The 15695-nt window shown below is 55.5% G+C and carries 10 protein-coding genes; 5 read left to right on the top strand and 5 right to left on the bottom strand.

Going from position 1 to position 15695, the window contains the following annotated elements; genetic code table 11:
• Positions 1-29 precede the first annotated feature (29 nt).
• Together RB_RS26440 and RB_RS26445 are read left to right on the top strand one after the other, a co-directional pair.
• Positions 30-422 (top strand): cytochrome C oxidase subunit IV family protein, encoded by a 393-nt coding sequence (locus tag RB_RS26440; RefSeq protein WP_011123858.1) that lies wholly within the window; start codon positions 30-32, stop codon positions 420-422.
• Between the two features lie 255 nt (positions 423-677).
• Positions 678-989, top strand: a complete 312-nt coding sequence (locus RB_RS26445) for a hypothetical protein (protein ID WP_007328368.1) — start codon at positions 678-680, stop codon at positions 987-989.
• Positions 990-1000: 11 nt separating this feature from the next.
• On the opposite strand, the gene kdsB is transcribed toward RB_RS26445, so the two are convergent.
• On the bottom strand, positions 1001-1753 hold the full coding sequence (kdsB, locus tag RB_RS26450) for a 3-deoxy-manno-octulosonate cytidylyltransferase (protein WP_011123860.1): 753 nt from the start codon (positions 1751-1753) through the stop codon (positions 1001-1003).
• Positions 1754-2046: 293 nt separating this feature from the next.
• Here kdsB and RB_RS26455 point away from each other — a divergent pair, with 293 nt between their 5' ends.
• A complete protein-coding gene (locus RB_RS26455) occupies positions 2047-3678 on the top strand; it encodes a permease (protein ID WP_164923057.1) in 1632 nt (543 codons plus the stop codon).
• 133 nt (positions 3679-3811) lie between these two features.
• On the opposite strand, the gene RB_RS26460 is transcribed toward RB_RS26455, so the two are convergent.
• Complete coding sequence (locus RB_RS26460; protein ID WP_231846003.1) at positions 3812-4693, bottom strand: protein kinase family protein; 882 nt, start codon at positions 4691-4693, stop codon at positions 3812-3814.
• Between the two features lie 407 nt (positions 4694-5100).
• Here RB_RS26460 and RB_RS26465 point away from each other — a divergent pair, with 407 nt between their 5' ends.
• On the top strand, positions 5101-10212 hold the full coding sequence (locus tag RB_RS26465) for an Ig-like domain-containing protein (protein WP_011123866.1): 5112 nt from the start codon (positions 5101-5103) through the stop codon (positions 10210-10212).
• A gap of 174 nt (positions 10213-10386) precedes the next feature.
• Here RB_RS26465 and RB_RS26470 read toward each other — a convergent pair whose 3' ends face one another.
• The 3 genes from RB_RS26470 to RB_RS26480 all read right to left on the bottom strand — a co-directional run bounded on the left by RB_RS26470 (position 10387) and on the right by RB_RS26480 (position 14165).
• Positions 10387-11751: a DUF11 domain-containing protein gene (locus RB_RS26470; RefSeq protein ID WP_164922555.1), complete on the bottom strand. Its 1365-nt coding sequence runs from the start codon at positions 11749-11751 to the stop codon at positions 10387-10389.
• Positions 11748-12533: a hypothetical protein gene (locus tag RB_RS26475; RefSeq protein ID WP_007340214.1), complete on the bottom strand. Its 786-nt coding sequence runs from the start codon at positions 12531-12533 to the stop codon at positions 11748-11750. The genes RB_RS26470 and RB_RS26475 overlap by 4 nt, the downstream gene beginning before the upstream one ends.
• Positions 12534-12809: 276 nt before the next feature.
• Entirely contained in the window at positions 12810-14165 is a 1356-nt protein-coding gene (locus RB_RS26480; protein WP_007328359.1) for a hypothetical protein, read from the bottom strand.
• 306 nt (positions 14166-14471) lie between these two features.
• Here RB_RS26480 and RB_RS26485 point away from each other — a divergent pair, with 306 nt between their 5' ends.
• Positions 14472-15686 carry a hypothetical protein gene (locus RB_RS26485; RefSeq protein WP_011123871.1) on the top strand — a complete coding sequence of 405 codons (1215 nt, stop codon included), beginning with the start codon at positions 14472-14474 and terminating at the stop codon, positions 15684-15686.
• Positions 15687-15695 lie beyond the last annotated feature (9 nt).

Here is a 15695-nt window from a genome sequence, read left to right on the forward strand (position 1 = left end):
TCAAATAACGACCCATCGAAAGTTGCAACATGTCTGACCACGGACATTCCACCGCCACCGCTGATTTGCACGACGGCCATGCAGAGGGCGATTTTGCTCACCCATTGCCACTGCCGTTGTTGTTCGGCGTTTTCGGTGCCTTGGTGTTTTTGACGATCGTCACTGTCGCTCAAGCCAACTACGACTTGGGAAGTTTTGATATCGCGGTGGTGATGTTCATCGCGACGATCAAAGCGGTCTTGGTCGGTTTGTTCTTCATGCACTTGGCGTTCGACAAACCTTTTAACTTGATCGTGTTTCTGTCGTCGTTTGTTTTTGTGGCTTTGTTTGTGATCATCACGCTGAGCGACGCAAACATGAACTCAGGCTCATTTGAGGACAATCCAAATGATGCTCCCCCTGCAGCTGCGGCGGAGATGTAGCGAATAGACGTCATTTGCGTTGCCGACACGGCCCCGCACAACGAGTACGCCCGGTAGCCGATACCGGGCTTTTTTATTGGCCAGATGGAGGTTGCCGCTCAACCTGGTTGGCTGGATTCGCTCAGTTTTTGAGATGCCTGATTGTCAGACGCGGGATTTTGTCGCGAATGCTTGACCTAAACCTCCCAAACTGTTTTTCTGACGTATGTTTGCAGGTTCAGACATTCCCTCAGGAGAAAAACAGCGATGCGTTCTATGTCCGGTTCTGTGTTGGCTTTGTTGGCAGCAGTTAGTTTTGGAGCCTCCGTGGTGGGCAGTCCCGCCGATGTTGCCGCTGAAGATTGGAGTCCCGTTGTTGTGCCGACCGGCGAATATCGGGCTCAGATCCAAGCGACGCCAATCACGGAACGTCCCGGACGTTTGTTCCACGTTTATGGAAACACGGTTCGCTGGGTTGATAGTGCTGAGCAGACTCCATTGACATACCGACCACTTCGCCGCGTCGTGATCGGCACTGACGGTGTACCGTCAGGATCCGGAGGCATTCTTCCTTTCGGTCGCCGATAGGTCGCGGTCGTTCACTGAGACTCGATTCTCGCTGTGAAGGCACGGAAGTCTTCGAGCGTGTCGATTCCCGGAGCGGATGCTTCGACGGGGGCGACAACAATCGTTTTTCCTGCTTCGATGGCTCGGAGTTGTTCGAGTTTTTCAATTTGCTCCAGACGACCGGGCGGTTGAGTCGCGAACCAAAGTAGGAATTCGCGACGATAGGCATACAGCCCGATGTGCTGCCAGTAGTTGGGCGGTTCCGCATTGAGCAAGGCGTCCGTTAATCCATCGCGGGGATGCGGAACGGCAGCGCGACTGAAGGTGATCGCGCGGTGGTCGTCGCCTAAGACGGCTTTGACACAGTTTGGGTCTTCCACTCGCTCTCGATCTTTGATGGCACAAGCCGCGGTGGCAATGTCAGCTTCGGGATGCTGCATCAAAAGCTTTGCCACCGCATCGATCGTCTTGGGATCGATTTCGGGTTCGTCGCCTTGGACATTGATTAAGATGTTGATGTCTTCGTGCATCAGAGCGACTTCCGCGATTCGATCGGTTCCGCTTTGACAGTCAACGCTGGTCAACCGAGCCTGCCCGCCGAACGAATCGACTTCAGCCGCAAGTCTCGGGTCATCGACCGCAACGATCACTTCCTCTGCGACGGACGATTTCAGGGCGGCTTCGTAGGTGTGCTGCAGAACTGATTTGCCGCCCGCTTGCAGCAACAGTTTTTGACTGAGGCGAGAGGAGGCCAAGCGAGCGGGAATGACGATCATGCACTTCATGGAACTTCCGGTGGCTTGTCGGATGGGATGGTGTCAGTTGATCGGCGAAATTGGCGGAAGACAATCCCGGTTCGTGACAGTGGAGATGGAGCGTTTTTGAGATGCAAACGCCATTGAATCGGCAACAACGATTGATTCAATGACCCACGGGGTTGATTATCGCACCATGGCTCCACGGCGTTTGGAATCCGGTTAGAACTAGGGCACCGTCAGCGAGGCAACCGGCTCCATTCGTTAACAACAGGTTTTTCATGTCTGGTGCAGAGCAAACAACAGGCCAGAACTCTCGAGGGATGTGGTGGGCGACAACGGGAGACATCAATGCCTTTTTTGGGTTGATGCTCGATAACGTGGCGGGGTTGTTGCTGATGACGGCTTTGTTGGCCGGGTTCGGTTTACCGGCCGAGTTCACCGTGACGCATATGGTGCCGGGAACAGCGCTCGGCGTCATGTTGGGTGATATCGCATTTTTTTTCATCGCTCTACGAATGGGCCGCCAGCAGAACCGGGATGATGTGACGGCGATGCCGTTGGGGTTGGACACTCCCTCGACTTTCGGAATGATATTGTTGGTGTTGGGGCCCGCGTTTTTGGCCGCGCGAGCAGGTGGAATGTCAGAACTGGAAGCCGCTCGTCATACATGGCACATCGGTATTTGGTGCACGGTGATGTGCGGTGTGTTGAAACTGATTTTGGCTCCGTTTGGACAAGTCGTTCGCGATGCGATTCCACGGGCAGGCCTTCTCGGTTCATTGGCCGCGATTGCGTTGGTGTTGATTAGCTTCTTTCCACTGACGCATATATTGGGTTCGCCGCTCCCGGGGTTGTTGGCTCTGGTCATGGTTCTCGGAACGCTGATCGCTCACGTTCCATTGCCTGGTCGGACGCCCGGCACGCTTGGTGCATTGATCGTTGCTGGTGGCGTTTACTACTTACTGTGTCTGATTGGTGTCGCGGGCTATGAGCTTCCGACAACCCAGCCGACCGTATGGTTTCCGACTCAGTGGATGGAGTCTTGGCAAGGGACTTGGTGGGGAGCTTTTCCCGATGCGGTTCCTTTCCTTCCGTTTGTATTGCCATTTGCTTTGGCAACGGTGGTGGGCGGAATTGACTGCACCGAATCAGCCGCGTCAGCGGGTGACGAGTACGACGCGAGAACTGTGTTGGGCGTTGAAGCCGCCGCAACGTTCTTGGCCGGATTGTCAGGCGGCGTCATTCAAACAACGCCCTATATCGGGCACCCGGCGTACAAGGCCATGGGCGGTCGCGCCGCTTACACTTTGGCAACGGCGTTGTTGGTCGGATCCGCCGGAGTGGTTGGATACTTTGCTTTGTTGAATGCTTGGATTCCAGCGCCAGCGGTCTATCCGATTTTAGTCTTCGTGGGATTGGAAATCACTTCGCAGACGTTCATGGCGACACCTCGAAAGCATTACGCGGCGGTTGTGATCGCGTGCCTACCCGCGTTGGCTTATCTTGCCATGAGTTTGCCTGACCGCATCTTTGGCGACTCTTTGATGATCCAAGGTGGGTACACAATGGCTTCGCTTGAAGGCGGGCCGCTGAAGCACGATTTGCAAACATTGCGGATGCTTAGCAATGGTTTCATCGTGACCGGATTGCTTTGGTCGTGGATGCTCGCATCGATGATCGATCGCAAGCTGATCTTGGCCGGCGTCGTGATGCTGGGGGCCGCGATGCTCACGTGCTTTGGAGTGATGCATTCACCGATCGAAGGCAATCGCTTGTTTGTTCCGTTTCTCTTTGACGAAACAAGCTCTTTGGGATTGCCGGCTCAGTATGTTCCCGCCGTGATGGAATACGTGGCAGGGTACGCCGTTACCGGTGCGTTTTTGATAGCGTGGTCAGTCTTCCTGCCGAAGGTTGTCTCTGACGACGAGGTTGCCGGAGTGAACGGTCATTGAGGCCGCGGAAACGCAACCCGGATCCGCATCCGTTTGAGGTCTGGCCAGCCAGCTGTTTTGTTGCTCTTCACAGAATCAAAACGTTTTTCACTAGCTAATGCCAAAACAGCTGATGCAACGTAGTTGCGTCTAGTTAGGCAGCGCGACGAGTGGTTTGGCCCTCGGGGACAATGTGGCATCCGAGGGTGTCGATTTCGAGTTTGAGTAAACGCGAAACAACTTGACGAGTGCTGGGACGCTCGAGCGGGTCGGGTGAGATCATCTGTTCGATCAAATCCGCGACCGGCTCAACACTGCTGGAATGAGTCGGTTCAGTAGACGCCAGGGTTTCTAGCAGAATGCGACCGAGCGAATGGATGTCCATTGCGGGCAATGCAGCGGTGTTGCCAGCGGCGAGTTCGGGTGCCGCGTATTCAGCGGTGCCGCGAAAAAGTGGCGGCATGGGTGAATGGATTCGTGCGGCGTTGCCCATGTCGATGAGGGTCACGTGACCTTGCGAATCCACCAAGATGTTCTCGGGCGTGATATCGCCATGGATCCAGCCATTTTTGTGCAAAGCTTCCGTGGCTTGCGCGAGTTGTCTGGTCCACCACAGAGCGACGGGCAAAGCAAATTGTTGAATTTGTGAAATACGGTTTTTCAGATTCACGGCGTCCAGACGTGGCATCACGACGTAGGGTGTGGTTCCGCCAGCTGATTCATCCAGGATTGGCACCAGGTTGGGGTGTTTGACTCTGGCTGATGCGATGATTTGATTGAACCGCCGAGTGGATTGGACCGCTGGAACGTTCTGGTTTTCGGTGGCGGCGACAGTTTTGAGGACGTAGTCCCAACGGGGGCTGTCCGCTGCATCGGCGGGTTGAGCGAGAAACAGTTCGGTCCCATTTCCTTTTGCGATGGAACGTCCAACTCGCCAAATACCCAGAATTCGTTGAGAAAACGGGCTGTTCATGGAGCAGGTGGGCGTCTCGGCGGCAGAAGTCGGCTTTGATGACGCACGGGATTTGCCAAACATGAGCGATCCAAACAGGAGGCGAAGAGGTCTGGGAGCGGACGAACGGATTTGTCCGGAACCGAGAGAGACATCGACTAGGTCGATGGTTCCGGTCGAATCGACTCCCGGCGACCGGAAAAGTCCGCCAATTCGGCATGACTGACGCCCCATTGGCGTGATTCAGAGGGTCCAATGGGTGATGGTTGTGCGGGTTATGAGAAGTGGAGGATTCCTTCGGGGAACTTTGTCGATCGTGTTGACGTCACAAAGTAGGCATTTCGTTGACACCGCATCGCCCCTAACTAGACTCGCTGTCGCGGTTTGCTGTTTGTGGCCACTTCCGCATCGTCACGAAACGTCGACAGACGTGTGACAGCACTGCTTCCCCTTTTCTGGTCCCCAGGGGCCCATCCTGCCAGAGACCCTCGATGATTCATCGTCAGCCTTCTCAACCGTCGTCGGATTGGACTTCTCAAGCCGCTACGGAGCGAAATCCTTCCGATTCCAATGCGGGCAAAGGACGCTCGAAACGCCGTAGTGACCGGCGAAGTAAACGAAATCAGAAACGCCGTTTGATGATGGAAGGGTTGGAATCACGCCAACTCTTGGCCGCGGGCGGCATCATCCCTGGTACCCCTTCCGTGCAGGAGTACGAGGGGCCACGCAATGTCGGAGCGGTCGCCGCATTTCCGGTATCGGAAGTGGAAGGCCGGGGCGACATGGGCGAAAATGATTATTTCCAGGACGCCCAAATCATTCCGTTGGGGAACGGCCCCGGACAACGCAATACGGTTGATGTCTCAGGTGCGGCTGGCGTTCGTTCATCATCATTTGGTGGCTTTGAGAACGATGTCGATGTCTATGGCTTCGAATTGAAAGCGGGGGACATCCTTGACATCGCGACGTTGGGCGGAACGACGTCCTTCACCACATTCTTGCCCAATGGAAACATTTGGATCGGGCAGGATACGAACATCAATATTCCGGGCGTCTTTTCGGCGTACCCCTCGTCGTCTCCACTGCAGACGCTGGGAAATGCAACGATGGCCCAGGTGGTTCCTGAGGATGGAACTTACTACGTGGAAGTTGCAACTCAGAGTTCAACGACCGACTACACGCTCGGACTGCGAACCTATCGTCCGGTGACTGAAAGTCTGCCGGTTGGTTCGAGCCAAAAGGTCTTCTTGGACTTCAACGGTGGCACGTTCCAACGAGACCTGTTCAACCTCTCGCTGTTGACCGCAGGCGTGTTCACCGGTGGTTCCGTTCGAGTTCCATCGTTGCAGGACACGCTCAATGACGTAGGCATCGTTGTCGGATCGAACGCGGAATATGACGCGTTGATTGATTCGGTTGTTGAAACGGTGATATCGCAGTATGAAGATTTGGGAATCGATGCCTCGAACGGCTTGTACTCTCAAACAGGAAATCCTGGCGACTTTGGAATTGAAATTCTCAATAGCAAAGATCACCCAGACCCAGGAAGCGACCCGCTAGTCACCCGTGTGGTATTCGGATCAGGGGCATCTTTCCCCGACTTCGTTGATCCGCCACTCGGTGTTGCCCAATCGATCGACGTTGGCAACTTCGATACTAGCGAAGTGGTTCTCGTCTTCCTCGACATCGAATTCACTCAGTTGCCACTAATTCCACGTTCGTCTGCTTTCAGCGATTTGGATGTACTGGGATTGGAACTGGCGGCGACGACGTCTCACGAGCTTGCACACTCTTTTGGTGCTTATCACACCGACGGCACAAACCTGACGCCTTCATTGATTGATGGCGGTGGTGCACTGAACAACCAGAATGGACTCGGCGTTGGACCGGATGGCATTCTTGGCACTGCTGACGATGTTCGTGTGGCTTTCCGGACGGATCGCGTTGATCCAGCTGGAGTAGTTTCATTCGGTACGCTGTTCTCCGCTGAATCGCTGGCCTACGCATTGTCCACAGGTACGGTCGGCTCGACTGCAACCGGTCGGATCTTCAACGATGCCAATGGCAACGGCACCTTCACTGGCGACTCAGGTCTCGGCGGTGTGACGGTGTTCTTGGACGTCAATGGCGATGGCGTGTTGAGCCCATCTGATCCTTCGACGGTCACTGCTGCGGACGGTACTTATAGCTTGTTCGGTGCATCGGGCACCTACAACGTCATCGCGATGACTCCTTCGAACTTTGTCGCGACGACTCCTGTCAGTCGTTCGGTGACATTGGGAAGTAGCAGCACGCTGCCAAGCTTTGGTTTCCGTCAGTTGCTTTCAGATGCGACCGGTCGGAAGTTTGAAGACGTGAACGAAAACGGCGTCTATGACCCAGGCGAACCTGGTGTCGCAGGTGCTTACATCTATGCCGACTTGGACGGCGATAATCGTCCTGACCTTGGCGAGCCATCCGCGATCACCGATGAGAACGGTCTGTATACGCTCGATTTGCCAGATGTGAGTTACTCCTACGCGATTCGCGAAGTCGCGGAGCCTGGGTTCGAAGCAACCGTGCCGTTGTCTGGCGAATACATCATTGCACCTGGTAGTGGACCGGCAGAAGGTCTCAACTTCGGTGGCCGATCGTCACGCGACTTTGGTGACGCTCCGGATTCATACGGTACCCTCAGTGCATCCAACGGTGCCAGCCACGGGATCCTCAGTGGGTTTACCCTCGGTGCGACCGTGGATCGTGAAAGCGACGGGCAACCAACTGCCGATGCCACCGGTGACGGTGCCGACGAAGATGGTATCCAGTTCACTGCACCATTGGTGCCTGGAACGACCAGCTCGATCCAAGTCACTGTCAACAACACCACTGGCGGGCAGGCTTACCTGCAAGGGTGGATTGACGTCGACGGCAACGGAACATTCGATTCCGATGAACGCTTCATCTCAAACCAAGCCCTCACGACTGGTGTCAACTCGGTCCCATTGACTCTGCCTAGCTTCACCTTGCCAGCAAGTGGCTTGTTGGACACGTTCGCTCGTTTCCGCCTGAGCCAAGACCTCAACATCTCAGCAACCGGTTTTGTCGATTCGGGTGAAGTCGAAGACTATGCCGTTCGCCTTTTGAACAACGGCGACTTGGCCAATGACGACAGCGTCTCGGTGCCGCGCAACAGTCAGGGTTTCCCAATCGATGTGTTGGCGAACGATTTCAACTCAGCATCTAACCCGCTGACCATCACCACACAAGGCACTGCTGCTACACGAGGTGTCGTGACGATTAGTTCGGGCGGCGCCGGTCAACAGCGATTGCTGTACACACCGCCAAACAACTTTGTCGGTCAAGATTTCATCCAGTACCGAGTCGTTGACACGCAAGGCAACGTGGCAACAGCCACTGTCACCGTGAATGTGACCTTCCAAACGGAAAACCCAATCGCTCTGGATGACATCTATCGCATTCCAGCGAACGCAAACAGCAGCGGTGGATTCCCGCTGAATGTTTTGGACAACGACATCGCTTCGGATGCTCCCGGTGGACTGACGTTGGCGTCGGTCACCAACGGCTCGGCCGGCGGAACGGTCGTGTTGACCCAGAACAACCAATCGGTGCGTTACACGCCGCCCGCTGGTTTCACTGGATCAGAACAGTTCATGTACACGGTCCAAGACAGCGAGAACAATTTCTCGACTGCCACCGTGACGGTTTCGATCAACCCGGATGCGGATGCTGATGATCAAGCATCCTTTACCCTGGAAATTTTGGACGCGGTCAATGACACGCCACGCCCAACTTTGCAACAAGGTGATATTTTCCGATTGCGAGTCAGCGTCGATGACTTGCGAAATCTATCCACCCTGGCACCACAGGGCATCGCTTCGGCGTTCCTTGATGTGTTGTACTCCAGTGAACTGGTGACGACCGTCGACACCAACACCAGCGACGCGTTCCCCTTCGACATCACGTTCGGACCTAAATTCGAATCCTCCAGTTTCCAGCTTGGAAACACATTGACGCCCGGTCTGCTCGATGAGATTGGTGCTTCTCAATCCATCGCCAACCTCGATTCCGTCAATGGACCGAATGACGTTGCTTCGCACGTCGGACCTGAGGAATTGTTCACTGTCACACTGCAAGCAATTGGTTCCGGAATCGCGATCTTCCAAGCGGATCCAGCTGACGCCGCTGTGAGTGAAACGGTCCTCATCGAAGAGGACACGGCTCTGAATTTCAGCCAGATTCGATACGGTTCGGTTGAAGTCGCGATTGCTCCTGCAGGACCAAACTTCCCATCCGCATTGGATGATTCGTTCCCTCAAGGGCTCGACAGCAATGGCTTGTCGATCACAAGTGACCGCGAGTCGACACTGGATGTGCTCGACAATGATTTGTTGGGCAGCGGTGGCGAAGTCATCTCGTTTGAGATCAATCAAGGTGCCGCGAATGGTGTCGCGATTGTCCGCGACAACGGCACACCAAACGATCTGTCCGACGATTACATCGGATACACCGCCGATATCGGTTTCAGCGGCTTTGATTCGTTCACTTATGTGACGACGGTGTCCAGTCCAACGTTTGGGATTGTCACGAGCATCGCAGAAGTGACTTTGGTCGTCGGAGCCAACCAAAACCCCTTGGCTGAATTTGACTTTGAATTGGTTGATGAATCGGGGAATCCAATTTCCAGCGTTGCGATTGGTCAACGCTTCGGAGTTCGGATTATCGCGGATGACCTGACGCAATTCGATCCTTATCCCGTCTTTGCCGGTTTCTTGGATGTTCTGTACGACGCAGGACGCATCGTCCCATCGAACACGATTACCAACGACAGTTTCAATTTCGATGTTGAATTCGCCGACGAGTTCAACGAGTCAAAGGCTGTTGGTGTCAATACGCGAGCAGGTTTGATTGACGAATTTGGAACGCTGCGAAGCGATACTGGACAACCGATGTCTGGCGTCAGTCCTTTGTTGGCAACGTTGTACTTCGAAGCAATTGCTCCGGGTACCGCGACCATCACTGGTTCGCCAGCAGACCGCTTCCCATTCCAAGACACATTGTTGGATGACCGTGACGAGCGAGTCGATCCATCGCAGATCATCTACGACTCACTGTCGTTTACGATCACTGGGAATGGTGAGCCACTCCAGAACACCAACCTGCCTCCTGACGTGAACGGTGACAACCTCGTCACCGCGATTGACGCCCTGTTGGTGATCAATGAATTGTCACGATTGGACGCCGCTGCTGCTGGTGAACCTGGGTCTGCCAACACTCCATTGTTCTACCATGATGTCAACGGCGACCGCCGTGTGAGTGCTCTGGACGCATTGCGAGTGATCAACTACCTCAACGATGCTTCCGCCGGAGAGCCGACTGCACCGGCCGGAGAGCCTCTTGCCAATGGTATCCAGACGCTCGCAAGTGACGCGTCGGACCAAGCGATCGGTGATTTGGCTGCGGAAGGGAAAGTCAAAGGCGGAGCAGTTGTTTCGTCCGATGCATCCTCCAACGGAGCGGTTGTTACCGACAACTCGGACTCCGATTCGGAAGACGATGATCTGCTCGATTTGCTGGCTGACGATGTCGCCGGTCTTTGGGGCTGATTCAAGCTCGAAGTTCCAATGTGAAATGCAAAGAGCGTGGCGAAGCAAATGCTTCGTCACGCTCTTTTTTTGTTTCAACGTTATCTCAAGAACCCGATCGCTTTGGCTGATGCCATCTGACTCAGCATCCTACTGAGTTCTTGAGCCGCTTGATGTCATTCAACTTGCTCGAACTTATCGCACTTTGCATTGGAATTCGATCGTCACCGTTTCGCCAACGCCCAGCTCTTCAGTGAGTTTCCAGATCAGTTGATCTGATCCGGCTTGGTTCGGTTGAATGCTGAAGTCAGCGTCCAGCGTTGCCGATTCCGAATCAGCGATGTATTCCAGTCGTGTGGTCAAGTTGTCTGTCACGACGACGCCGTTGACTGGCGAGTCACCCACGTTTTGCAGTCGCAAGGCGAATGTCACGGTCTCACCGATCGGAGCGTGCTGCTTGTCTGCCAGCTTGATCAGGTTGACACGTCCGGCTTCGGGGAAGTCATATACGACAACGGCATCGACTTTCTCGTCACGCGTCAACGTTGGTGGCTTCAAGTCTTGAATCTCGACTTCCACGGATTCGTCAATCGACCAAGCGATGGCCGCGTTGGCGAAGCGTTCGACGAGAGCCAACTGTGATTCATCCAGTTCAGACAAGCTGAGTTGGCGGATGTTGGTCAGCAACGCGAGGACGTCTTCGGCGACTTCGATCTGTTGTACGTTTTCGACTGGGACACCGCGGTTGCGATCCCGCATTGCATCGACACGTCGTGTCAACTCGCTGTGGGCGATCTTGGTGGTGTCGGTCATGACCAACCCGGGTTGGTCCAGGTCAATGCCAAGCGGACCGACAGGTTGAAACGTGCCGCCCACGGTGATCGAGCGATCGTTTTCGATTGCTCCCGTGATCCGTCGCACGGACGCGAATCGGGGCGAGTAGACGCAGACTCGATTGGAAGCCGAAAATTCGATGTCACCGGCCTCCGTTGTGTAATGCGTCACAGTGTCCTCAGGCTGAAGGCCTACGATGACATCGCCTCGAGTTAGCCGGGCGTGTGGATCGTGGTCGCCGCCATCGCAAAGGAATTCCTGTGGATCCACACCCCATGGTGCTCGCATCATCGGAGCAGCTGGCATCGGCTGGCAAGCCACGCAGTCGCTGGACACGCCCGCCGCCGAACCGCATTGACCGGCACAGGCGGTGTTTCCGCAATCACAGGCGGCTCGATCTCGAAAACCAACTTGTGCGATCGCTGGTCGATTGATGGTTGCGTTTGCACCAGAAACATTCGAAGTCACCGACGTTGATCCGTACAGCGACGCGACATCCAATGCCGGCTTAGCCGCACCGGTTGGTGCCTGTGCAATTTGATGAACGGGCGAGTTCGTTGGCACCGGCTTCGACGTGAGCGACTTGGTCGGTGAAGCGACCGGAGTCGCACATCCACTGATCAACAGCGCGACCAATCCAGTTGCGAACCAAGCCAAGCACAGGCGTGCGTGGGGCGTTGGCTGAGACTGAACCGCGAATTCGGAAAGGTGAGCAGGTTGCATCATGATTCCGGCTTGAAGATAGGGGCCCACGTGGGATAGCCAAAGAAAAACTGTGGTGCCAGTTCATGAGAACGCGGCGGAGCGAGCGATCCGATTCGCAGGATCGCGACGACTCGGCCAAGGCGATCGGCAACTTGCAGTGGGTCTTGGAACTGCGACACATCGATTGGTGTTTCGCCACCGGTGTCGCTGTCTGTCGTGGGTTCTTGAGCGAGTGGTACAGCGGTTTGTGGATCTTCGAGGTAGATCACTCGTGTAACGAGTTGGCCATCAAGTGCCGCTTGCAGGTCTTCTTCGTCGATCGTGACGATGATTGGATAGCGCGTCGCCAGTCCTGGTGGTGGATAGGTTCGGTCGACCATTTCCAGTGTCGGAAACAACTCGGCTCCCTCTGCCCCGCGAATGCCGCTGATTTGAAAGCGGTAAACCTGGCCGACCAACAAACCTGCCATCAATCCAGGCTCTGGATCCTGAAAGCTGCCCATTTGAGGCAGAGCAAATCGTACACCTTGTGGGCCACGGATTTGGACGGGTTGATAGTAAGGAGCTTGCACTCCCATTGCTGCCGTGCCGCCTGGGCCGGCCATCTGGCGGGTCGCAGCGATCGCACCTGGTGGCATTGCACCGTTGAACAACCGGTGCTGTCCGTTGGACGAAAGATACTGTGACGGGTCAGCCGCCGTGGATGCGGTGCTCGTTGCCAACACACAGGCGATCGCGAGTGACGGCAGAGCCCATCCGACGTTCAGCAAATTGCTGGGCGGAGTAATGCGTGCGATTGCCATGAGTCTCAATCCGGTTGCGATATTCGTTCTCGGGCAGCTGCGGAACAGGCTCGTTGCAGTTTGTGTCTCTGCTTTGAGCTCATTTCTGCACTGATGCCTATTGTTTGCACTGAGCAATTTTGGTCTCTGCTCTGGGCAGGCTTGTGTATCTGCTCTGGGCACTGACGATGCGGTGCTTTGCCAAAACAAAACACCGCGTCGTGGTTCAGAGCAGCCAGGCTCGGGAGCCTGACTGCGTTCGGTTTGTCACCGACTTTCCAAATCAAGCGTTACCGATTAGTAGACGCCTTGGCTGGCCTTGTCGTAGTGAGGTCGACCATTTGGAATGCCTGGGTTGATGTTCTGCTCGGTGATCCGAACACGGCTGACCGGGTTGGGGTAGCTCATGCCAGGTTGCTGGCGAACATCGATTTTCATTTTCTCAACAGGTCGTGGAATGTTCATGTGAGTGTGGTTGCGAATCACATGTTTTTGCAAACCGGCGGGAGCACCCAATGGAATGTGAGGTGGTCCAGGCAATCCGATCGGCGTGCCGGTGTGTGGCATTCCGTACTGAGGAGCGTTGACACCAGCGATCATGCCTGGCAGTCCCATCGGCGTGCCCGACTTGCCAGCACTTGGTCCACCGCAACCATCGGTCATCGCAGGAGCGAAAGGAGCAGGCAAGCCAGCGATAGGAGGACCCATCATGCCGCCCATTGCCATGCCGCCGTTTCCGCCAGCCATCTCGATGTCTTTGTCACCCAAGCGAATGATTGCCAGGATGCTGCCGCGACGGTCGGCTTCGACGATTGGGTCGATGCCTGGATCGAGGCGAGTGCTAACGAGAGTGTCGATACCGGCCAAAGCTGGGCCTTGGAACTCGGGATCTGGTAGGTAGATGACTTTGGTAACGAAGTTTCCGGTCAAGACTTGGTCGAAGTCTTCTTCGGTGAACTGGATCGGCACCGAGTTGTGGGCCAAGTAAGCACCGGTCCGTGGGTTGGCGTAAGCCAATTCAACGGTTGGGTACAGTTCCACACCGGGACGGCTAGGAATGTTGGTCAACTTCAAGCGATACAGACCGCCTTGTGGGAAGTTCTGACGAGCGGGAACCACCATGGGTTCGCTGTCGAACATGCCGGCACCGGATTGGTCATAGCGAACTTGCATGCCATCTGGATTGCCAAACGTGACCTGAGCGGTCGAAACCATCCCAGGCATCATGCCGGGAGGTGGCATCATTGCCACGCCACCGCCAGGAGGAATGTTAGATCCGCCACTGAGACATCCGCCGCCACCGCAGCTGCCGCCGCATCCGCAATCGCCACCGGCGAGTTGACGGAAACCGACTTGCTGAATTTCGGGGTTGTTCTGTCCTGCCTTGACGATGCTCGAAGGCACTTCGCCGAGGACGCCATCGATGGCTCCCTCAGTAATCATGCCTTCTGTGTTTGCTGCGGCAGCTGGAGCGTTGGCTCCCATCATGCCGTAGGCCTGTGGGCCCAACACACCGGGGCCGGGGCCTCCGACGCCTGGGCCTGGTTGCATCATCCGTTGTTCCGGAGGCAGGTTGTGGCGAACCGGCACACATCCGGTGGCGAGGATCGCCGTGGCCGCCGCAAGCGCCAAATGAGTGACGATTCGTTTCATCTTTTCCCCCGTCTTGGGTCGCTGGGTTCTTCCCCCAACACTCGTCATGAATCGGACAAGTCGACAATCGACTCGTTCGCGTTTCACACGGCGTGGAACAAGAACTGGTTGTGATTCAATCGTTGAATCAAATCAAAATGGAAAGTCAGTGGTGTTCAGTTGTGACCAGATCTGGCTGGACGCGAAGCGGGAAAACGACCTAGGATCGGTCGTCCTTCCCCGCAACTGTTCGGTCAGGATCAGTCACTGCTCAGCTCATCGGCACGTGAGGGGGCATTTCTTTGGCAAAATCGTCATAACCTCCCCATGAAGATTCACCCGCATGACTGTCTTGACTGGTTGGACCTGCATGGCCGGTGCGGTTCCTGGATGCAGCGTTGGTGGGCCATGCACCGCACTTCACCCCGCAAAACGTTGGGGAAACTGATTCTTTGCGTTGCCATTTGCACGCTCTCCGGAAGCCTCGCGAAGGTCGCGTCGGACGAAATTCAGGCATCCGGGGCAAATTCGATTCAGCCAAAAACAAATGGTCCAGCCGACCGTTTGATCGCGCAAACGATTCAACGAATTGCCATGGGCCCCGCTTTTGACGCGAAGGTTCGCCAAAGAGTTTGGGTCAGCGGTCGTGAGATCTTGGGTGTCGGGACGTATGAGCAAGCCGGCCAGGGAAGCGGGCAATTCAATTTGCAAGTCACGATGCTGGACGGCGACGGTAAACACACTCTGCAACAAGTCAGCGACGGCCGACTGGCCTGGACGAGAGAACAAATCGGCGAGCAGATCTCCCTTCGCCGCGTCGATGTCGGACGTTTGGACCAATGGGTCAACGACTCACTCGCATCACTGTTTGGACGCGGCACGCAAAATTCCCGTTCACCGGCGACGCTGAAACCCAGCGTGCGTGTGGGAGCCTGGACGGAGATGATGGACACGATCGCGAGTGAACACGATCTGACGTTGCAGTCCGGTCAGCTCGAAGGTCGCGATGTTTGGATCGTCAAAGGGACATTGCGAGACGATGTCCGAGCACAGCGTTTACAAGAGTTCGGAACGACGACCTGGCCCGAGCTTTGCCCCACTCAGGTTGTCGTCTTGATTGCGCGAAGCAACGACCCTGAATCCGAGTTCGGGAAAGGCTTGCCTTTGAGAATCGAGTATTGGGGAGATCCGGTGCGTCAGCGGACGGCGGACCAGCAAGACGCCCCGCAAACCGCCGAGAACGATGCAAAGTCATCTGACGAAATCGACGCTTCTGGCGCCGTCGACGCTGATGCCAGCGAAACCAGTGTGGTTGACGGTTCCACCGCCCAGCCGCGAACATCAAAAGAGCGAATGCTGAATTGTCCCTTGATCAGTTTGATTGAGCTGTATTCGTTGCGTCCGATCTCGCCACCGCCGATCGGTCGTTTTCGTTTTGAAAACCAAGACCTCGACGTTGATTTCTCCAACGAAACCGATCGCTATCTTTCCCGTTACGGAATTGCGATCACGGAACGTCAAAGTCGACTGCTTCGTCGCTAATGAACTCCA

The sequence above is a fragment of the Rhodopirellula baltica SH 1 genome (genome assembly GCF_000196115.1).
GTDB lineage: Bacteria > Planctomycetota > Planctomycetia > Pirellulales > Pirellulaceae > Rhodopirellula > Rhodopirellula baltica.